19 protein-coding genes are annotated in these 21024 nt (G+C 59.3%); 11 read left to right on the plus strand and 8 right to left on the minus strand.

Translation table 11 applies throughout. The features are described from left to right. Positions 1–190: 190 nt before the first annotated feature. The gene (locus ACKFRY_RS07070) at positions 191–697 is read right to left on the minus strand and encodes a DUF2631 domain-containing protein (protein ID WP_408922548.1); all 507 of its coding nucleotides are present in this window, start codon (positions 695–697) and stop codon (positions 191–193) included. 132 nt (positions 698–829) lie between these two features. Here ACKFRY_RS07070 and dxr point away from each other — a divergent pair, with 132 nt between their 5' ends. The 5 genes from dxr (at position 830) to map (ending at position 7356) form a co-directional block, all read left to right on the plus strand. Next, positions 830–1990, plus strand: a complete 1161-nt coding sequence (gene dxr / locus ACKFRY_RS07075; protein ID WP_408922549.1) for a 1-deoxy-D-xylulose-5-phosphate reductoisomerase — start codon at positions 830–832, stop codon at positions 1988–1990. Between the two features lie 14 nt (positions 1991–2004). Next, positions 2005–3213, plus strand: coding sequence for a M50 family metallopeptidase (locus ACKFRY_RS07080; protein WP_408922550.1), 1209 nt, complete (start codon positions 2005–2007; stop codon positions 3211–3213). Positions 3214–3321: 108 nt separating this feature from the next. Next, complete coding sequence (gene ispG, locus ACKFRY_RS07085; RefSeq protein ID WP_179386645.1) at positions 3322–4485, plus strand: flavodoxin-dependent (E)-4-hydroxy-3-methylbut-2-enyl-diphosphate synthase; 1164 nt, start codon at positions 3322–3324, stop codon at positions 4483–4485. Positions 4486–4566: 81 nt separating this feature from the next. Further along, complete coding sequence (locus ACKFRY_RS07090) at positions 4567–6420, plus strand: penicillin-binding transpeptidase domain-containing protein (RefSeq protein WP_408922551.1); 1854 nt, start codon at positions 4567–4569, stop codon at positions 6418–6420. Between the two features lie 66 nt (positions 6421–6486). Next, positions 6487–7356 (plus strand): type I methionyl aminopeptidase, encoded by an 870-nt coding sequence (gene map, locus ACKFRY_RS07095; RefSeq protein WP_005325202.1) that lies wholly within the window; start codon positions 6487–6489, stop codon positions 7354–7356. A gap of 194 nt (positions 7357–7550) precedes the next feature. Here the strand turns inward: map and ACKFRY_RS07100 are convergent, their stop codons facing one another. The 4 genes from ACKFRY_RS07100 to ACKFRY_RS07115 form a co-directional block, all read right to left on the minus strand. Then, positions 7551–7949: a hypothetical protein gene (locus ACKFRY_RS07100; protein WP_005328707.1), complete on the minus strand. Its 399-nt coding sequence runs from the start codon at positions 7947–7949 to the stop codon at positions 7551–7553. Between the two features lie 48 nt (positions 7950–7997). After that, entirely contained in the window at positions 7998–8390 is a 393-nt protein-coding gene (locus tag ACKFRY_RS07105) for a hypothetical protein (RefSeq protein ID WP_005328705.1), read from the minus strand. A gap of 316 nt (positions 8391–8706) precedes the next feature. After that, complete coding sequence (mtr, locus tag ACKFRY_RS07110; RefSeq protein ID WP_150850545.1) at positions 8707–10110, minus strand: mycothione reductase; 1404 nt, start codon at positions 10108–10110, stop codon at positions 8707–8709. A gap of 27 nt (positions 10111–10137) precedes the next feature. Beyond that, positions 10138–11166, minus strand: coding sequence for an alpha/beta hydrolase (locus ACKFRY_RS07115; protein WP_005325196.1), 1029 nt, complete (start codon positions 11164–11166; stop codon positions 10138–10140). Positions 11167–11430: 264 nt separating this feature from the next. Here ACKFRY_RS07115 and mqo point away from each other — a divergent pair, with 264 nt between their 5' ends. Further along, complete coding sequence (mqo, locus tag ACKFRY_RS07120) at positions 11431–12927, plus strand: malate dehydrogenase (quinone) (protein WP_005325195.1); 1497 nt, start codon at positions 11431–11433, stop codon at positions 12925–12927. Positions 12928–13012: 85 nt separating this feature from the next. Here the strand turns inward: mqo and ACKFRY_RS07125 are convergent, their stop codons facing one another. Further along, complete coding sequence (locus tag ACKFRY_RS07125) at positions 13013–14368, minus strand: protein adenylyltransferase SelO (RefSeq protein ID WP_408922552.1); 1356 nt, start codon at positions 14366–14368, stop codon at positions 13013–13015. Then, positions 14369–15190: a PhzF family phenazine biosynthesis protein gene (locus ACKFRY_RS07130; protein ID WP_005325193.1), complete on the minus strand. Its 822-nt coding sequence runs from the start codon at positions 15188–15190 to the stop codon at positions 14369–14371. Between the two features lie 67 nt (positions 15191–15257). Here ACKFRY_RS07130 and ACKFRY_RS07135 point away from each other — a divergent pair, with 67 nt between their 5' ends. The 5 genes from ACKFRY_RS07135 (at position 15258) to ACKFRY_RS07155 (ending at position 20271) form a co-directional block, all read left to right on the plus strand. Continuing rightward, complete coding sequence (locus ACKFRY_RS07135; protein ID WP_408922553.1) at positions 15258–16442, plus strand: sensor histidine kinase; 1185 nt, start codon at positions 15258–15260, stop codon at positions 16440–16442. Further along, positions 16435–17178: a response regulator gene (locus tag ACKFRY_RS07140; RefSeq protein WP_408922554.1), complete on the plus strand. Its 744-nt coding sequence runs from the start codon at positions 16435–16437 to the stop codon at positions 17176–17178. Before ACKFRY_RS07135 ends, ACKFRY_RS07140 begins: the two co-directional genes overlap by 8 nt. 66 nt (positions 17179–17244) lie before the next feature. Continuing rightward, positions 17245–18144, plus strand: a complete 900-nt coding sequence (locus ACKFRY_RS07145) for an ABC transporter ATP-binding protein (protein ID WP_200435506.1) — start codon at positions 17245–17247, stop codon at positions 18142–18144. Positions 18145–18177: 33 nt separating this feature from the next. Further along, the gene (locus ACKFRY_RS07150) at positions 18178–18930 is read left to right on the plus strand and encodes an ABC transporter permease (protein WP_408922555.1); all 753 of its coding nucleotides are present in this window, start codon (positions 18178–18180) and stop codon (positions 18928–18930) included. 27 nt (positions 18931–18957) lie between these two features. Further along, positions 18958–20271 (plus strand): DUF4921 family protein, encoded by a 1314-nt coding sequence (locus tag ACKFRY_RS07155; protein ID WP_040425276.1) that lies wholly within the window; start codon positions 18958–18960, stop codon positions 20269–20271. 16 nt (positions 20272–20287) lie between these two features. On the opposite strand, the gene yaaA is transcribed toward ACKFRY_RS07155, so the two are convergent. Next, entirely contained in the window at positions 20288–21010 is a 723-nt protein-coding gene (yaaA, locus tag ACKFRY_RS07160; RefSeq protein ID WP_408922556.1) for a peroxide stress protein YaaA, read from the minus strand. Positions 21011–21024 lie beyond the last annotated feature (14 nt).

Raw genomic sequence — 21024 nt, forward strand, 5'->3', positions numbered from 1 at the left:
TCCTCCGGCCCCCCGCGACAGTGGCCGCATCGCGGCCCTCTCGGGGTCGCGGTTGAGGCCGTGGGGGCTGGGAGTGGGGCCTAAACGACAGGATGTGTTGGTGAGTAGGAGGGGCGTCGCCAAGCGGAGGCATAAAGAAACCGCCGACCTTCGCGGGGAAGGGCGGCGGTAGCTAAAGCGTACTAAAAGCTTAGAGCGTGTGCTTGCCGGAGGAAACCGGGGTGGCGTTGTTGGTGCCTGGCTCAACGCGCAGGTGAGAAACGCGGGAAGGCTCAATGTTGAGCGCGCGCAGCTGGGAATCAGTCAGCTCGGCGTATGCGCCGGTGCTGGTCTTTTGGTCGTAGACCCAGTCCGGCTCCTGGTGGCCTACTGGCTGGTTGTTGGCGGTCACGGTGCGGACCTGGTGCAGCTTAGGCTGGAAAGCGTGGATGAGCAGGCCAACGGCGATCAAGATAGCCAAGGCAATGAGCCAGATGGTCTCAACGTGGCCCTTGTGGTTACCAAAGTTGTAGGCAAGCAGGAACAGGACAGAGATCCAACCGGCGATCTGTACGCCAGAGCGGCTGATGCGGGACCAACCGAATCCTGCGGATGGGACGTCCTCAGTAGAAACACCGTCAAATACCTGCGGTACCGGCTTGTGGGAAGACACTTGCTCTCCTTCGCTTCTGCGTGTGTCCGTCTGTGCGATGGGCATGCGGGCACACCAATGCCATTTGTCTGCTACACATTCTAAAACATCGCACCTGAGATGGCGATTAAACACCCCCGTCGCAGTGCGGCGTACCTGGCGCGCACGCCCAATGGTGGTGGGCGCTAGGGTGGAGGCGTGACTACTCAGCGAATACTCATTCTTGGTTCCACCGGTTCAATCGGCACGCAGGCTCTGGAAGTCATTGCGGATAATCCCGATAAATTCGACGTCGTGGGAATCGCTGCGGGTGGCTCCAACCCGCGGCTCATCATCGAACAAGCCCGTAGCCTCAACCTTTCGTTTGACCACGTTGCCGTGGCCAACGAGGAGGCCGCGGCCGAGGTGTCGGCCGCTCTAGGCGGTTCGGTTTTGAGTGGCGCCGACGCTGCAGAGCACCTAGTGCGCTCGGCCCCGGCCGATACGGTACTCAATGCCTTGGTGGGGTCTTTGGGGCTCAAGGCCACCTTGGCCACTCTGGAGATGGGCGAGTATTTAGCCTTGGCCAATAAGGAATCCCTCGTGGCGGGTGGCACGCTGGTTACGCAGAAGGCGCGCCCTGGCCAGATTATCCCTGTTGACTCGGAGCATTCCGCCATGGCGCAGTGTCTGCGTGCCGGCGAGGAGGGGGAGCTGGATAAGCTCGTACTTACCGCCTCTGGTGGCCCCTTCCGCGGTTGGTCGCGCGAAGAGATGTGGGACGTGACCCCTGAGCAGGCAGCGCAGCACCCTACCTGGTCCATGGGGCAGATGAATACCCTCAACTCCGCCACCCTCATTAACAAGGGCCTGGAGCTGATTGAAGCCACCCTGCTCTTTGACATCGCCCCGGAGCGCATCGACGTCACCGTGCACCCGCAGTCCATCATTCACTCCATGGCCACCTTCAAGGATGGCTGCACCATCGCCCAGGTCTCACCGCCATCAATGAAGCTGCCCATTTCGCTAGCGCTGAATTGGCCGCACCGCGTCCCAGGAGCCCAGCCGTCCTTGGACTTTGCGCAGGCACACGATTGGCGTTTTGAGCCGCTTGACGATGCCGCCTTTCCCGCCGTCAACCTCGCCCGCCGGGCCGCGGCCGAGGGAACAGGGGTCATCTACAACGCCGCCAATGAGGAAGCAGCTGCCGCGTTCTTGTCTGGGCGCATCCATTTCCCGGAGATCGTGGACGTCGTGGGCACGATCCTTGATTCCGCATCCGAGTTTGCTGGTGTAGTCTCTAGCCTCGATGAAATCCTCGCGGTAGAAGGCGAGGCGCGCAGGCGCGCGAATGCGCTGATTGATTCGCTGGCTGACTAGAAAGCTTTCACACCATGGCAAACTTGCTGGGCATTGTGTTTTTCGCCCTCGGCATCGGGCTTACCGTAGCGCTGCACGAAGCAGGCCATATGCTCACCGCGCGCGCCTTTGGCATGCGCGTGCGGCGTTATTTTATTGGCTTTGGGCCGCGCCTATTTTCCTTCCGGAAGGGCCACACGGAATATGGGCTTGCGGCCTTCCCGGTAGGCGGGTTTTGCGATATCGCTGGCATGACGGCCCAGGATGAATTCCTCACCGAGGAAGAAGAGCCCCATGCCATGTATAAAAAGACGTGGTGGCAGCGCATAATCGTGATGGCTGGCGGCATCGGCGTCAACCTGATTTTGGGCTTTGTCATCCTCTACTTTGTGGCGATGACGGCTGGTCTGCCCAACCCGGATGCTGACGTGCGCCCCCGTGTAGGCGAGGTGACCTGCTCGGCCAATCAAAAGCTGAACCAAGAACTGGAAAAGTGCACGGGTCAAGGCCCAGCCGGAAAAGCCGGCGTGCAGGAGGGCGATATCATCGTGGCCCTCGATGGCCAGAAGCTGGATTCTTTTACCCAGCTGCGCGATGAGGTAATGCAGCGCCCCAGCGAGACCATCACGCTGACGGTTGAGCGCGGTGGGGAAGAAAGGGACTTCCCGGTTCAGCTCGATACGGTCAAGCGATTGAACCACGACGGCGAGCTAGTGGATGCTGGCTCAATTGGGCTGAGCAATCAGCTTATCGATGTCGTCGAAAAGCACGGCGCCGTCGACGCCCTGCCAGCAACCTGGCGCTTCAGCACCTACTCGCTGGAAGCCACGGTTGACGGTCTCAAGCAATTCCCCGGCAAAATTCCGGGTGTGGTGGCCTCCATCTTCGGCCACGAACGCGAGGCCGATGGCCCGATGTCCGTCGTCGGCGCTTCCCGCGTGGGCGGCGAATTGGCGGAGCGCTCCCTGTGGTCGATGTTCTTTATGATGCTGGCCACCCTGAACTTCTTCCTCGCGCTTTTTAACCTGATTCCGCTGCCGCCTTTTGACGGCGGACATATCGCCGTCATCATCTATGAAAAGCTGCGCGATGGCATCCGCAAAATGGCGGGCAAGCCAGCTCTGGGCCCGGCCGATTACACCAAGCTGATGCCGGTGACCTATGTGATGGCCGCGCTGCTGATGGGTGTTGGGGCCATCGTGATCGTCGCCGATGTGGTCAACCCCATTCGGCTATTTGGCTAGCCGCCGCAGCCCCCGCTGCGCGCACTTCAGGCATAAAGCAAGCAGTGCTAGAGTGGGGGCGTTAATCACCCACCGTATGTATTTACTGTGCTTCAACAAGGAGAATTCATGTCGACCCCCATCGGTCTAGGAATCCCAGACGGCCCACCACCAGTCCTGCACCCGCGCCGCAAGACTCGTCAGCTGCAGGTGGGCCCGGTCGGCGTCGGCTCTGACTCGCCCATCTCGGTGCAGTCAATGACCAATACCAAGACGCACGACATCAACGGCACGCTGCAGCAGATCGCGCAGCTGACCGCTTCCGGCTGCGATATCGTGCGCGTGGCTTGCCCTAAGCCCATCGACGCGGAGGCACTTCCGGCCATTGCCAAGAAGTCTCCGATCCCGGTGATTGCGGATATCCACTTCCAGCCGAAGTACATCTTCCAGGCCATCGACGCTGGTTGCGCCGCCATCCGCGTAAACCCGGGCAATATCCGCGAGTTTGATGGCCGCGTGAAGGAAGTTGCTAAGGCCGCAGGCGATGCCGGCATTCCCATCCGCATCGGCGTGAATGGTGGTTCTTTGGACAAGCGCCTGCTGGAAAAGTACGGCAAGGCCACCCCGGAGGCACTCGTCGAGTCCGCTATTTGGGAGGCTGGCCTCTTTGAGGAGCACGGTTATGGCGATATCGCTATTTCCGTTAAGCACTCCGATCCGGTTCTGATGGTGGAGGCCTACCGCCAGCTGGCGGAAAAGACTGATTACCCGCTGCACCTTGGCGTGACCGAGGCCGGTCCGAAGTTCATGGGCACCATCAAGTCTTCCGTGGCCTTCGGTGCACTGCTGGCAGAGGGCATTGGCGATACCATTCGCGTGTCCCTGTCCGCCCCGCCGGTAGAGGAAATCAAGGTGGGCGACCAGATTCTGCAGTCGCTCAACCTGCGCCCGCGCAAGTTGGAAATCGTCTCCTGCCCGTCCTGCGGCCGCGCCCAGGTGGACGTTTACAAGCTGGCAGAAGAAGTTACCGCCGGCTTGGACGGCATGGAGTTCCCGCTGCGCGTTGCCGTGATGGGCTGTGTTGTCAACGGCCCAGGCGAGGCCCGCGATGCCGATCTCGGTGTTGCTTCTGGCAATGGCAAGGGTCAGATCTTTGTTAAGGGCGAGGTTGTTCGCACCGTGCCGGAAGACAAGATCGTGGAGACCCTCATTGAAGAGGCCATGCGCATTGCCGATGAGCAGGGTATGGAAGCCGTGGAAGGCGCCAAGGCTGAGGTTCGCGTAACCCAGTAATTCACCCACTTTGAGCAGACTTCCCCGCACTTCGGTGTGGGGCAGTCTTTTTTGGCGCTTGCGCTGCTAGAGTGCCAAGACATGAAGAAGTTGGTCGCGCTGGTTGCAACTATCACGCTCGCCTCCACCAGCGTGGTTTCCTGTACTCCGAAGCCGGTTTCTGCGGAACCGGTGGCGGAAGAATTCCTCCAGGGGATGGAGTCCCGCAATAATGACGGTTTAGCCGCGCTTACCGACGCCCCCTCGGACGCCACCTCCGCCCTCGATGCCACCTACTCCGGCTTGCAGGCCGAGGGGCTCGACATTGAGCTTGAAGGCGTGGACCAGGATGAGAACCTCGCCACGGCGAACTACAAGGTCACCTGGGACCTGCCCAAGGATCGTACCTTGAGCTATGACACGCAGATGACGCTGACCAAGACTGAGGATGAGTGGACGGTGCGGTGGAAACCGAGCCTTATCCACCCAGACCTGGGAGCAAATCAGCACTTGGAACTGCGTGCGCTGGAAGCAGAGCGCGCCAGCGTGGTTTCTTCCAACGGGGTGGAATTGATGAGCCCGGGGTTGAATTACCGGCTGGTGGTAGATACCAGCTCGCTGGATGATGTGCGGCCCACCGCTTCCAAGGTCAGCGGCGCACTGGCTGCCGCCCACCGCCAGGATGACTCCATTGCGGAGATGGATGCCAAGGATCTGGCGAAAAAATTGGAGGATGCAGACGGCTCCTTTTCCGTCACCATGTTTACGGAGGATCAAGCCAAGGCTGTGCGCCCCAAGGTGGAAGGCATGGACGGCGTGCGCCTCAATGAAGAACCGGCTCTGGTCACCCGCGACCGTGGCCTGGCACCCGATCTGATGTCGCGCGTGCGTTCCGCGGTCCAAGATGAAGTCGATGGCCAAACCGGCTGGTCCATTTCTGTGGTCAATGAAAATGGTGCGGCGCTCTCTGATGTGGAAAAGCACGACCCTGATGCGGCGCCGTCGATCAAGGTAGGTCTGGACTACGACGTGCAGCGTGCCGCGCAAGAGGCGGTCAATGAGCGTGCCGATTCCCAGGCCATGCTCGTAGCCATTCGGCCCTCCAATGGCGATATCTTGGCCGTCGCCCAAACCGAGAAGGCCGATGAAGAGGGCGACGTAGCCCTCCAAGGTCAGTACCCTCCGGGCTCGGTGTTCAAGATTCTCACCGCGGCGGCCGGCGTAGAAAAGCAAGGGCTTAATACCGATACCATCGTTCCGTGCCCTGGCACCATGGATATCTTTGGCCGCGTGGTGACCAACTACAATGCCTTCGCCCTAGGTAGCGTTCCGCTCAGCCAAGCCTTTGCACAATCGTGCAACACTACCTTCGCGGATATCTCCACCAAGCTTAAGCCTGGTGAGTTGAAGGATATGGGCAAAAAGTTTGGCTTCGGCGTGGAATACGAAATCCCAGGCCTTACTACCATTACCGGTTCCATTCCGGAGGGCAAAGAACCACTCGAGCGCACTGAAGCTGGCTATGGACAGGGTTACGACTTGGCTAGCCCTTTCGGCATGGCGCTTGTCTCCGCAACGGTTGCCAATGGCAAGACGCCTACGCCCACGCTTATCGAAGGCCACGAAACCAAAGCCTCCGATAAGCCGCAGCAGATTTCGAAGCCTGTGCTAGATAACGTCCGCGCCATGATGCGCCAAGTGGTTACTAGCGGTACCGCACGCAGCATGGCGGCGGGCGGCACGATTTACGGCAAGACCGGTGAGGCCGAGATTAACGAGGGCTCGCACGCCTGGTTTACCGGTTACCGGGAAGAAGACGATATCGCCTTTGCCACCCTCGTGGTTTTGGGCGGCGGCTCCGATGTCTCGGTCAATATCACTAGCAACTTCTTGCAGAAGGTCGATGACTACCGGTCCGGACCGCACGAGGGTGCGGCTCCGCCGGCCGAAGGGTAGAAACCCCGCCTGCCCTCGTGACCCCGGCTGCTGCATTATGGGCGCAGAGGACTACCATGGGAAACCATGAGTAATCGAGGAAAGCTAAAGCCAGGCAAGCCCACTCCGATCCTCACCGTGCCGGAGAGCATCGAGCGCCCCGAGTACGTGTGGAAAGACGAGGTGCAGGAGGCCGTAGGCGAGCCCTACGTCCAGTCCCCAGAGGTCATTGAGAAGATGCGTGAGGCCTGCAAGATCGCAGCCAACGCCCTCAAGGAGGCCGGAAAGGCCGTGCAGCCGGGCGTAACCACTGATTACGTGGACCGCGTGGCGCACGAGTACATGTGCGACCACGGCGCTTACCCGTCCACGCTGGGCTACCGCGGCTTCCCCAAGTCCAGCTGCGTGTCCCTCAACGAGATTGTCTGCCACGGCATCCCGGATACCACCGTGATTGAGGATGGCGACATCGTCAATATCGATATCACCGCTTATAAGAACGGCGTCCACGGCGACAATAACGCCACCTTCCTCGCCGGTAATGTCTCCGAGGAACACCGCCTGCTGGTAGAGCGCACCAAGGAGGCCACCATGCGCGGCATCAAGGCCGCAAAGCCCGGCCGTGAGATTAACGTCATTGGCCGCGTTATTGAGTCTTATGCCAAGCGCTTCGGCTACAACGTCGTGCGCGATTTCACCGGCCACGGCGTCGGACCAACCTTCCACAACGGTCTTGTGGTCCTACACCATGACTCGACCGTGTACCGCGACATCCTTGAGCCTGGCATGACCCTAACTGTTGAGCCGATGATTAACCTCGGCTCCTTGGATTACGAGATCTGGGATGATGACTGGACCGTCCAAAACACCGACGGCAAGTTCACTGCCCAGTTTGAGCACACCCTCGTCATCACCGAAGACGGCAATGAAATCCTTACCATTCCAGATGAGGACTAGTACTTAGTCTCAGAACAAACTGAAGGCCGCCTCCATTTCCAGAGAAGGGGAGTGGAGGCGGCCTTTGTATTCTTGCCGACTTCCCACGGAGCAGTCGGCCGTATCGGAGCGACTATACATAGCAAAAAGGGCCTCGTTACAAGAACGAGGCCCGTGCAAGCCCTAGCTATCTAGAGCCAATCTGCGGCTAACAATTAGCGGCGGAAGATTGGGTCCAGGATGTGCTGCGGGATGATGCCGTTGTAAACAGCGTAGTTGTAAGCGCCGATGATTGCGCCGATAACGGAGGTGATGCCCAGTGCGGTAGCACCCTTCTTCCAGTTGGAAGCCCACTCCGGGATGGTTTCGGAGGTTTCCTTGCCGAACATGTCCTCGCCGGTGACCTGGTTGTCTGCAGTTACTACCGGCTTGCCGTCCTCGCCCGGAGTCCATGCGCCCCACTCCTTGCCCTTCTGGGTGAAGGAGCTGGAGGACAGGGAGGAACCGGTGCTCTCGTTGGCGGTGGAGGACTCTGCAGAAGCGACGGCAACGCCGCCGAAAGCTACGGTGACAGCGGTAGCAGCAGCAACGGCTGCGGTGCGGAAGTTACGCATTGTGAAAATTACCTTTCGGAAGTTTTGATTGAGCCGTGTGGCTGTTGCTTAGAAGGACGGGCCGTGTACGAAGAAGTTGTAAACAGGGCCGATGATGCCGCCGAGCAGGGCACCAACGCCTGCTACAACGGTTGCACCGTAGAAGACCTTTGCCCATGCTGGCTGGCCGGAGAAGTCCTTGGAAGAACCAAAGATGGCAACGCCGTTAGCTGCCTTGTCGCCCTCGAGCTTGTGGCCAAGCTTGGAGGACAGGGAAGGGGTGTAGTCCTCTGGAGTCTGGTCCTCGGCCTGGCCTTTACCAGTCTTGGAAGGGTTAGCCTGCTCTACGGTGACGTTGTTGCCGTTCTGGTTGACGGTGTCGGCAGCGGAAGCGACGGTGGTGCCGCCGAAGGCAACGGCGAGAGCGGTTGCGCCAGCGATTGCTGCATTGCGGATACGCATATCAAAATTCCTTAAAAGTCGTACTTGCAAGGCTTCCGCACTGGGAAACCAAAGTGTTATTGAATACACAGGAGGTATTCATAAACACGCGGTAGCCGTGTTCGTATCGGCTCGAGCCGGTGTCCCAAGTGAATTTAGTAAAACTCCCGTCCTTTTGCACGTCAAAGACCGGAATTTCAGCGATTAAATTAATTTGGGCCCCTTTATGGTGGTGAATTTCCTGAAATTGTGAATGGGGCTTCCTTGGCGTGAAGTGGGAAAACGTCCTAAACCCTGGGAAGAAACTGGAGGAGTGTGAGAAGGATCACGTAACAGTTCACTTATTCCACTCCAGTCCCAAAAGGGCATTTTCCACTACTTCTGGCAGCGCAGGGTGGATCCAATATTGGTTGCGAGTGAACTCCCGCATGTCCAACTTGTAGGCCATCGCGGTAATCAATTGCTGGATCAAGGTAGATGCCTGTGGACCCATCAGGTGCGCGCCGAGAAGCTGCCCAGTGGCGCGGTCTGCTACCAGCTTGCAGATGCCGGTGTGATCTTCCATAGCCCAGCCGTAGGCAACGTCGCCAAAGTTCTGTACCTTGACGGTGACGTCGAAGCCCTTCTGTTGCGCCTGCTTCTCAGTTAGGCCCACTGTGGCGATTTGTGGGTGGGTAAAGATGGCGGCGGGGACATTGTCGTGGGGCAGTGGGCGGAGATCTTCTGGGTGGAGCAGGTTATGCTGCACTGCGCGTGTCTCCGCATTGGCTACGTGCTTGAGCATATATGGAGAAGAGACATCGCCAAGCGCCCAAACACCCTCGGCGGTGGTGCGGCCGAACTCGTCGGTGCTCACGCGGGCGTCGGCAAGCAGTTCAATGCCCGCCTTGTCCAGATCCATCTGATCGCCGTTTGGGGTGCGCCCAGTAGCAACCAGAATCGCTTCTGCTTCCACGGACTCACCATTGTCGAGCTCCAACCGCACGCCCGTGTCAGTTTCCTCGAGCTTGGTGCCATTGGCTATGCGCACGTCGAAGCGATCGCGAGCAATCTGGTTGAAGCGGCTAGATAGGTCATCATCCAGGTGGCGTAGCAAGGTCTCGGAGCGATTGACCACGGTCACCTTGGTGCCGAGGCCGTCAAAGACATGGGCAAACTCCATGGCGATATAGCCACCGCCTACCACAATGAGGCTTTCTGGCTGGTGGTCCATGCGCATGATGTCTTCATTGGTGTAGTACTTCACGCCCGAGTTGGCATAGACCTCCGGAATGACCGGACGGGAGCCGGCGGCAATGACGATCTGGTCGCCGCTGATGACATGCTCGCCGGTCTGAATGGTCTTCGGGCCGACGAAACGGGCGTGCTCATCAAACACGGTAATGTTCGGGGTTTCTTCGCCGCGACGGTACTGTTCGCCGCCCTGGGCAATCTGGTCGATGCGGTTGGTAAAGACCCGGTCCACGATGGAATCCCAATCCACGCTAGTGACCTGAGCATCAAGGCCGAGCCGGCCGGCCTCGCGCGCCGCTAGGGCAATATCGGCGGCGTAGACATACATCTTGGTGGGAATGCAGCCTACGTTGAGGCAGGTGCCGCCAAAGGTGCCCTTTTCAATGATGGCGATTTTCTGGTCATCAAAATCCGGGCTAGGGATGGAGTTTCCGGAGCCAGTGCCGATGATGATGAGGTCGAAATGTTCCTCGGCAGCGGGCGTGTGGGACTGGTGTGAAGTAGTCACGTTTATTCCTTATATATAGGGACTAAATTACTGAGTGGATTGTGGGGCTTCGAGGACGGTGGGCAGCCACTTGTCACAGGCGTCAAAAGCTTCTTGCAGCGGGTCCGGAAGCGATAGGAACACATCGTGCCTAGCCCCCTTGATGGGATGCAAGGTGTAGTGGGCACTAAGTTCCTTTGCCCAGCGCCGCGTTTGTGCAACGTCGATGATGACATCTGCGTGGTTCACGCTGTCGGAGTAGGGCTGGCCCAATTGAGTGCGAGTGGACTGCAGCGTCAAGATGGGGACGCCGGCATCAATGCGGCCGCTGTGGATAGCGTCAAAGCTATGGAATACCGCGGCTATCCAGCCGACATATTTCTTATGGCCGGCCAATGGCTTAAAGCGAAGATCAAAATCCCATTCGCCGTAGAAATCCTTATGCACGGACTCGCCGTAAGCAGTGAGATTGCCACCGGGCAGGGGAGTCATGGGGGCGATGCGGCCCAATGTGTAGAGCAGCGGCTTGAGGGGAGTGAGGACCTGGCCGGGCACGCCCATCATGTCGAGCCATGGACTATTAAGGATGAGGCCCGCCAAGCGCTGGTGGCGTTCTTGGTCAGTTCGGCGCAGATGATCCATCCACAGCGGGGTGATCAAGCCGCCGGTGGAGTGGGCGATGAAGATGACCTCCTCATTGGGGATGGCATCAAGTGCGGCGGTGAGATCTGTAAAGTACAGCGCCAGGTCCGAAGCATAGTGCCACGACTGACCCGAGCGGCGCGAGCGGCCGCACTTGCGCAGATCGATGGCGTAAAAATCGTAGCCTTCGGCGGCAAAGTGCTCGGCTACGTGGGTGTGGAAGAAATAATCGGTCATGCCGTGTAGCCACACCAGTGCCGGGCGTGACGGGGCGGCTGACTCACGTGCAGTATCGCCCGCGTGCTCCGGCGCGTAGTGCACCAGGGTGGTGACCACGTCGCCCTCGCCATCGGGGTCTGTACCCAAGTCAATGGTGGCAGCTTCATAGTCAGGGCCAAGTTTGTCTGGGCCCCATACCGGGGAGTGTGTAACCATGCCTCGATTCTAGGTGCAACGAAGAATTTATGGTGTTGCCGGTGGGGTGTAAATAGTGGGGGCGGAAATTCCCACATTTTTGCCACTGGTCTGGGGGAGAAATCCCAAATTGGGTGAGAAAAGCGTAGAGTAAGGCCTTAATGCGTGACGCACTGCCAGGTTGTCATAGTGCAGCGATGGTGGCGCGGGGCGCTAAGCGCTAAAAATCAAGGCGTAGACCGCGCCGATGGATATCTATTTTCAATTCGAAGAGGTAATAACACAGTGTCCTCCGCTAAGAAGACAGCACAGGTTGTAGACGAGGTCGATGTAGCACTAATCGGTGCTGGCATCATGAGCGCCACCCTGGGTGCTATGCTCCGCGAGTTGGAGCCCAGCTGGACCCAAATGGTCTTTGAGCGCCTCGATGGCCCCGCATTGGAGTCCTCCTCCCCGTGGAATAACGCCGGTACCGGCCACTCCGCACTGTGCGAGCTGAACTACACCCCGGAGAAGAATGGCCGCATTGATATCTCCAAGGCTCTGGGCATCAACGAGAAGTTCCAGAAGTCTCGCCAGTTCTGGTCCCACCAGCTCAACAACGGTATTCTCACCGACCCGAGCGAATTCATTAACCCGGTTCCGCACGTGTCCTTCGCACAGGGCGAAATCCAGGTGGATTACCTCAAGCGCCGCTATGATGTGCTGAGCGAGAAGCACATGTTCCCGGGCATGCAGTTCTCCGCAGACGATTCCGATTTTGCTGAAAAGCTGCCGCTGATGGCGAAGGGCCGTGACTTCTCCAATAAGGTGGCCATTTCTTGGACCGACGCTGGTACTGACGTCAACTTTGGTGCACTGACTAAGCAGTTCCTGACCGCGGCCAAGGCCTCCGGCACCGAGATCCGCTACGGACATGAGGTCATCGACATCAAGCGTGATGGCTCCGCGTGGAAGGTGTACTCCAAGAACAAGCACACCGGCGACATCACCGTAGTCAAGGCTAAGTTCGTCTTCGTTGGTGCCGGCGGTTACGCCCTAGACCTGCTGCGCAAGGCAAAGGTGAAGGAAGTTGCCGGTTACGCAGGCTTCCCGGTATCCGGTCTGTGGCTGCGCTCCAAGAACCCTGAGCTTATTGAGCAGCACCAGGCGAAGGTCTACGGCAAGGCTGCCGTGGGTGCCCCGCCAATGTCCGTGCCGCACCTGGATACCCGCGTGATCGACGGCGAGAAGGGCCTGCTCTTCGGACCTTACGGTGGTTGGAGCCCGAAGTTCCTGAAGAAGGGCACCTACCTGGACTTGTTCAAGTCCATCCGCCCAGACAACATCACCTCTTACCTTGGTGTTGCCGTGCAGGAGTTCGGCCTGACCAAGTACCTGGTCGATGAGGTGCGCAAGAGCTTCTCGGACCGCGTGGAAGCCCTGCGCGAGTACGTACCGGAAGCAAAGGAAAGCGACTGGGAGACCGTTATCGCTGGCCAGCGCGTCCAGGTGATTAAGCCTGCTGGTGCTCCGCAGTTCGGATCCCTCGAGTTCGGCACCACCTTGGTGAACAACCAGGAGGGCAATATCGCCGGCCTGCTTGGCGCTTCCCCGGGTGCATCCATTGCCCCAGCCGTCATGCTGGAGCTGCTGGAGCGTTGCTTCGGCGAGCACATGATTGATTGGGCAGACAAGATTCGCGAGATGGTTCCGTCTTATGGCATCAAGCTGCGCAACGATGAGAAGCTGTACGACGAGATGTGGGAGTACACCCAGAAGACCCTGAAGCTGGACCGCTAAGAGCTAGCTTTCGGCCTCACAAACCCTCGCACCCCCTTCGTGCCGGTGCGAGGGTTTCGTGCGTCCTAGGCAGGTAATGGCAGCCCTAGGTGCCGCAGTAGGTGAGGTAGCCCTCGAGACCGTTAGGATCCGGCGATTCGAAGGTGGGGTTGGGCTCCCACGGGTGGGTGACCGCGTGGAGGAGCTCCTGATACGGGCCCATCTCCCCGCGTTCGGCAGCATCCAGCGCGGATTCTACGGCGAGGTTGCGCGGGATAACCCGCGGCATGGCGCTATCGACTCGGGAAGGATCGGGCGAGGACGCAAGGTAGTCATCCAAGAAGTCTCCCTTGGCAAAGAGCTCGCGGGCGTGGGTGTGGTAGCCTGCGGCGGCGTCGGCAAGAGCGCGGTGAGCCAGCGTGATATCTGGGCCGTTGAGCTGCATGGCAGCCGCATAAGAAGAAGCGACTTCTAGAGAGGTATCCAAAGCCTTCGCCACATCTGCCCTGCGCTGGTCCGCAAAGCGGTCGGTAAAGCCGTTGATGGATTCTTGGGCAAAGCTCATGGCCTTATTCATGTCCATATCAAAAAGCGGCAGGAGGGATTCCGCCAAGCGGGCCAGGTTCCATCCCAGAATGGAGGGTTGATTGCCAAAGGCATAACGGCCCTGCCTATCGATGCTGGAAAAGACCGTCGCGGGCGAATAGGCCTCCATAAAGGCACAGGGGCCATAGTCAATGGTTTCGCCAGAGATGGTGGTGTTATCCGTATTCATCACGCCATGAATAAAGCCCAAGCGCATCCAGTGGGACACGGTGCGGATCTGCGCATCCATCACCTGGGTGAAAAATTCCTGGTAGTCCGCGCCAGGGTAGTGGCGCGCAATGGCATAGTCGGCCAACTGGCGGGTGTAATCCGTCTGCGCGGCTAGGTGAAAGGTGCCGACGCGGATATGGCTGGCTGCCACGCGTACCACAATGCCGGCCGGTTGCACGTGCCCGCGCTGAATGGGCCGGCCGGTGGAGATAACCGCCAGCGCCCGGGTGGTGGGAACACCCAAGGCATGCATAGCCTCAGAGATTAGGTACTCGCGCAGCATGGAAGATAGCGTTCCGCGGCCATCGGACCCGAGGCGGGAAAAGGGAGTAAGCCCAGTCCCTTTGGCATGGAGATCCCACAAACGGCCGTCCTTTTCTACCTCGCCTAAGAGCATGGCCCGGCCGTCTCCCATCTGCGGGTTAAACGCACCGAATTGGAAGCCGGAATAGGCCATAGCGTGGCCGCCTGCTCGGCCGGTAAGGAAATCTATGCCCTCGGAGGAGCGCAGCCAGTCCGGGTCAAAGCCCAACTGACTAGCCAGTTCCTCGTTCAAAATGACCATCTCTGGGTTCGGCTGCTCCTCACCCTCGGTGGGGCGAACCAAGTGGGGGAGCTTCTGGGCAAAATCGTGGTGTAGCTGCATCTAAACCTCCAGTGTTCCGCGCACGCGAATCTGGGCGCGACCGCCTACCCAAATATCCGTGCCGTCATCGTTGATAAATACTTCGCCCGCTCGGCCTATCTGGCTGCCTTGTGTTGCGGTATAACGCGCCGGCACCAAGTTACGCGAGCGCATAAACTGCGCGGCGCCGCCATTGAAAGAACCGGTGACTGGGTCTTCGAATTGCGTGGTAAAGGCCCGAACCTCATAGGCCGACTCACCCTCTGCGGCGTTGGGATTAAGGCCCACTACGCCGACCTTGGGGCGCTCGGATCGAGGCTCAACCGCGCGCACCGCCGCGGCATCGCGTAATTGCAGCAGGCGCCAGCCCGGGCCATTGTCCACCCAGCCATGGTCAACAATATCCGCGCTATCTAGCCCCAGCCCACCGCAGGCCTCCTTCAGATCCGCCGGGCTTAGCGGTTCATCGCGGCGCAGCGGCGGGGTAGCAAAGGACAAGACTTCGCCCTCTTCGCGGACGGTTACCAAGCCCACGCCGCATTCTTGGACGATAGTTCCCTCTGTCTGCGGGTTATTGCCTAGCGCCCGCCACGCGGCAGCGCTGCCCAAGGTGGGGTGGCCGGCAAAATCAAACTCCTCGTACGGGGTGAAAATGCGCACGCGGTAGTCCGCGCGGGCGTCGTGAGGCTCGAGCAAGAAGGTGGTCTCAGAAAAGTTGGTCCAGTTCGCGATTGCCTGCATTTGCTCGGTACTTAGGCCGTCGGCGCCCGCGATCACCGCCAAGGCATTGCCGTTAAAGGCACCCGTGGCAAAAACATCAACCTCAAAGAACTCGTGGTGCATGCCCGCCAGTCTAGTCAGCCCCAGGGATGAGGACTAAAGCTTAGCGCCTGCGCTAGCCTAGAAAGCCATGAAGAAGCTATGGCCCGATGCACTTCGCGCGTGGGTAGGCCCACCGTGGAGAATTATCATTCCGCTGTTTTTCTGGGGGGCTTCGGTGCCGGCGGCAGAAGGTGTTATTGATAGAACTTCGCTTTTCCAGGAGCTGGTTCTCGTACTTTATACAGTCGTTATTCCACTAGCACTCTGGCTACACCCCAAGCTCAGGGAATATGCCATCGGGGTCACTGCTATCACGCTAACGGTGTGCATCTTTACCCCGCTTGCTGCAATGGGCAACGCTCACTTTTTCCCTTTGGCTTACTGCGTGTTTCTGATAGGAGCACATTCACCCAAACGACTACAGCGAATCTGGGTAGGGTGGATTGCCTTTGGCTCCTTGGCGGCCACCGCAGCGGACCTATACGGGCGGAGGATTATCAGCGGCATCGATTTTGGCCTCGAAGACACCACTGTTGGCCCGCTTCCTGCCTTCGCCTCCGTCGTCATCATCGCGTGGCCGGTCATGGGCTTTTTCTTCCTGCTTGGCACCAATGACCGCAAAAAGCGCGAGGACCAGCAGCTTCTGATTGAACGTGCGGAGATGGCCGGCGCGGTAGAGCGCAACCGCATTGCCCGCGAAATGCATGACATTGTGGCGCATAATTTAGCGGGCGTTATCGCGCTTGCCGACGGCGCCCGGTTCGCCGCCGCCAAAAATCCCGCAGCGGCCACAGAAGCCTTAGAAACCATCGCCTCTACCTCCCGCGATTCCCTCAAACAGATGCGCGGATTGCTCTCTGTGCTGCGAGATGGAGATTCCCGCGCCGATACCAAGGCGCCCGGCGCGAGTGATATCGCAGGACTCATCTCGGAAGCCCGCCGCAGCGGTTTCGATATCATCGTGCACGGGCTGGAGGACCTGCCGACCGAAAGCGACGAGCTCTATCAGTTCACCGTCTACCGCGTGGTGCAAGAGATTTTGACCAATATGCTCAAGCATTCCCGCGATAAAAGGGGAGTGCTGCGCTTTCGCTCTACTGGAAGCGGCCTAGTATTGAGCGCCGATAACCCGGCCGCACGCACGCCGGACAATCACGAGCCCGGTTACGGGCTCATCGGGATGAGCGAGCGCGTTAGGGCCTATGGCGGCAGCGTTGCTACCCGCACAGAGGACGGACACTTCTTTATCACCGTGGAGGTACCCAATGACTAACTCTGAGCAGCCAGCAAGATCGCATGCCGCTCCCATCCGCATTGGCCTAGTAGATGACCAGCCCCTCGTGCGCGCCGGGTTCGCCATGCTCCTTGGCTCCCAAGAGGATTTAGACGTTGCCTGGCAGGCATCCGATGGCGATGAAGTCCTCGACCTCGCCCGCGCGCAGCCTGCCGATATTGTGCTCATGGATGTCCAGATGGCCCGCGTCAATGGCATCGCCGCCACCGAAAGGCTGCTGCCGGAATTCCCGGATACCCAAGTCATTATGCTTACCACCTTCGATGACCAGAACTTTGTCCACGGCGCCATTTCCGCCGGGGCTTCTGGATTCCTGCTCAAAGACGTCGAACCGGAGGAACTCCTCGCCGCCATTCGCACCGTACATTCCGGCGAGGCCGTCCTTTCACCGCGCATTACCGCCCAGGTGCTGCAGCAACTGCGCAGCGAGCAGTCCGCGTCACAGCCTAATTCACATGCCACCCCCGTTGCGGCAGCGGCTACCGCCCCTCCGGCAGAAGATCTCACGCCACGCGAGCTAGACGTCCTCAAGCTGATGGCACTGGGGTATTCGAATACCGAAATCGCGGAGTGCGAGTTCGTCTCCATGGCCACGGTCAAGACTCACGTGCGCCACATCTTGACGAAAACCGGCTCGCGTGACCGCGTGCATGCCGTGCTCTACGCGCTTACTCATGGCGTGGTTTCGGTGGAGGAACTGCTCTCTCATCCCTAGGTATGACCTGCTAAATCACTCCCAAGGATGGTTACTTTGTGCCGGTCAGGCGGCACGATGGGAACCATGCTCAAAGTTTCACACCTTTCCAAGAATTTCCGCTCCTTTAAAGCAGTAGATGACCTCTCCTTCGAGGTTCCAGACGGTCAAGTCACCGGCTTCCTCGGACCGAATGGTTCCGGCAAGTCCACCACCATGCGCATGTGCGTGGGTCTGGAGACTCCGACTTCCGGCACCGCGACTTTTGATGGCACGCCTTTCCGTGAACTGTCCAATCCCGCCACCATGGTGGGCACCTTGCTGGATGCGAACTGGTTCCACCCGGGCCGCAGCGCCCGTGCTCACCTGGGCTACATGGCCGCGTTGCAGGGCGTGTCTATGAACCACGTGGATGACACCTTGGACCGCGTCGGCCTAACTCAGGTAGCCACCAAGCGCGTGGGCGGCTATTCGCTAGGCATGAAGCAGCGCCTGGGCCTTGCTTGTGCGCTCATCGGCGAGCCGAAGCACTTGCTTCTCGACGAACCCGTCAACGGTCTCGACCCCGAAGGCGTGCACTGGATGCGTGCCCGCATCCGCGAATTCGCTGAGGCCGGTTGCTCGGTCCTCGTATCTTCCCACCTGCTTTCGGAAATGCAGCTCACCGCAGACCGCCTCGTAGTCATCGGCAAAGGCAAGCTGCTGGGCGAGGGCACGGTGGAAGAGTTCGTCAACGGCACGGGAGGCGCAAGCCTCGAGGTAATTGTGGACCAGCCCGATGAACTCCTGCGCCTACTGCACGGCACCGACGCGGAGACCTCCTTTGACGGTGAAGTCTTGCGCGTGCGCGGCCTCGAAGGCTCCGACATCGGCCGCATCTGCCTGGATAACCGCATTCTTATCTCCAGCTTGGAACGCAAACAGCCCTCCTTGGAAGAGGCCTACCTCGGCGCGACCGCCGACCACGTGGCCTACCGCTCCGCCTAAACGCATAACTCAACCTTTAAGGACAGATTTTCAATGAATACTGTGGTTTCAGAATCCCGCAAACTCTTTTCTCTTCGCTCTACCTGGGTCTACCTCGCCATCGTGGCACTCGGCATGACCGCCGGCGGCGTGCTTACGGCCTGGGGCTATGACTTCAACGGCACCGCGGACGGCAAGTTTCAATCCAGTGATGTCTTATCAGCTAGTGAACTCGCCATGGTGGTGATGATCTTTGCATCCGCGATGATGGTCGGAGGTGACCTGGGAAAGGGAACCGTTGCATGGTCTTATCTTTCATCCAATCGCCGCGTTGGCATAGTGCTCAGCCAATTCTTAGTCATCCTGGTATCACTCTTGCTCGCTGCCACGCTGGGTATAGCTGTGGGAACCTTGCTGATTGCGGCACTCGGCGGCGATATTGACTTCACAAGCTTTCACCAGTGGCCGGACTGCAACCGAGTGGTGTTTGCTTACCTGGAATGGGCCGGCTTTAGCCTGCTGGCTATGGGGTTGGCTTATCTCTTGCGTAGCGGCACATTTGCGGCGATGATCCTCGTGGTGGAATTCTTTGTCGTAGAAACTGCGCTTATGGCATTTGATACCTCCTGGGCAGAAGCGTTATTGAGCTGCCTGCCCTTCGTCAATATGCAGACCTTGGTCTTGGGTAGCGATTCAGGTCCCTTGGATCATTCCCGCGCTGTGTCTGCTTTGATTCTGGGCGTAACGCTGGCAGTCTGCGTCGGTGGTGCGTGCGCAGTGTCCCGCCGTCGGTCCGTCGCCAAATAACTCCCAGAACTAGCTACGCTGGTGGGCATGAGTGATGCACTTTTTGCCCGCATAGAACCCATCCAGACCATGCGGGATGGCACGGTCAAGCAGGTCAACCCGTTCTCCGGGACCGAGGTATGGACCGTGCCGGGCCGCGGCAACCGTCCGCTGTCTACGCCAGTGGCTAACCCGCAGCCACTGCAGGAAGAAGACTTCACCCACCGCTGCGCTTTTTGCTCAGGTCGCATGACCGATACCCCGCCGGAAAAGGCTCGCATTCTGCCGTCCGGCGGGATTGTGCGTGGATTGCCCTTGAGCGAATACGGCCACACCGTCCCGGCCTTTCGCCGCATTCCAAATCTGTTTGAAATCGTCTCCTTTGACTATTGGCACGCCAACTACGGCTTCGACATGGATGCTGAGACCCGCCAACGCATGGACAACTACCTTGCAGATCCTGCCGGCCGTGAACATGTGCTCAATATCGTGCGCACGAAGCGAAAGGCAGCGCACCTGCCCGAGGCAAGCGACGAGGAACTTATAGAACAGGCGGCGGGCTTTTTCGCAGGTGGCCACGACGTCATCGTGGCGGGCCGCCATTTTGAGCGCGGTGCACAGGATGATTCCCAAGTGGTATCTTCCGGCACCCTCAGCGCCGAAGAGCACCTGCTCTTTATGCAGCTGACTATTGACGCCATGCGCGACCTCTACGAGCGCAACCGCTACGCCCCCTATGTGGTGGCCTTCCAAAATTGGCTGCAGCCAGCCGGCGCCTCCTTCGAGCACCTGCACAAGCAACTCGTCGCCATCGATGATCGCGGCATGGCCTCCCACCGGGAGGTACAGATGCTGCGCAGCAATATGAACATGTACAACGAGTGGGCCGTGGACTATGCCGCTAGCCGCAACCTCATCATTGCGGAAAACGACCATGCCGTCCTCTTCGCCGGCTTTGGGCATCGCTATCCCACCTTGGAGGTCTACTCCAAGTCCGCGACCTGTGAGCCCTGGCGGCAGTCGGAAGAAGAAATCCGCGCCATGAGCGACCTCGTCCACGCCGCCCACGCCGCAGTGGGCCGCGAGGTGCCCTGCAATGAGGAATGGCACCACAAGCCTGCCGATGTCGACGTGGCTCAGCCATGGCGCATTCTCATCAAGCTCCGCATTTCTACCCTTGCCGGATTCGAAGGCGGCACCAAAATTTATCTCAACACCATCTCGCCCTGGGATCTGCGTGATAGGGTAGTTAGCCAGCTTTATTCCTTGCGCGAGTCCGGACATGTTGCCCGCTCGGTCCGCGTGGCTACCGAATGTTCGGTACAGCGCAATAGCCTGCTGTATAACCCGCAGCTGCGCTAAGCGGGCAGCGTTGGGCTCAGCGCTTGACGACGAGCGTAAGCTCACTCGACCCAGGCCCCGGCTCCTCAACGGTCATACCCGCGGCGCGCGCGATGGCGGCAACGTCGGCGGCGCTATAGGCGTCGGCAGGCGAGAGCGCTAACTCGCGGGCTAACAGGCCCTTGAAGTGCTTATTGAAGTGGCTGACCACCTTGCGCGAACCATCGTCCTGCAGGCTTTCCACCCGTACCGTTACCGCATCCTTTACCCGGCCGAGCTGCTGGTAAGTGCCCGAGCGCAGATCGACAATAAGCTCGTCCACTCCCTCGAGCGCCTGCGTAATCTGCTTGCCCCAGCGCGACTTCATGGTGCGGCCGACAAGCTTCGAGCCACCCGAAAGCCGGTAATGCGGAATGGGGTCGCTGGCGCGGAGGACGCCAAAGAGGGCGTCGCCAATAGCAAGACGATCCCACGTGGGTAGGGAAGGGGCATCCAAGGCATCAAAAAGCACGCCGGTATAACGCAACACGGCCGGCATGGTGGGGGTGGTAAAAAGCCCCTGGTTGGATTCGGCCTCACCACGCAGCTTTTCCGAAAGCTTGAGTACCTCCATGGCCTCGTCTACCGGAAGAGACTGCAGCTCAGCGGCAATTTCTTGCCGGGTGGCATGCAATTGCGGAAAGGACAGTTGGCTGAAGTCAAGGGGCTGTCCCGTACCGCCATGGGCCTTAGTTTCTGAAGGAGGGAGGATAATGAGCATATATACAGGGTAGC

The organism is Corynebacterium tuberculostearicum (assembly GCF_046097255.1).
Lineage (GTDB): Bacteria > Actinomycetota > Actinomycetes > Mycobacteriales > Mycobacteriaceae > Corynebacterium > Corynebacterium tuberculostearicum_J.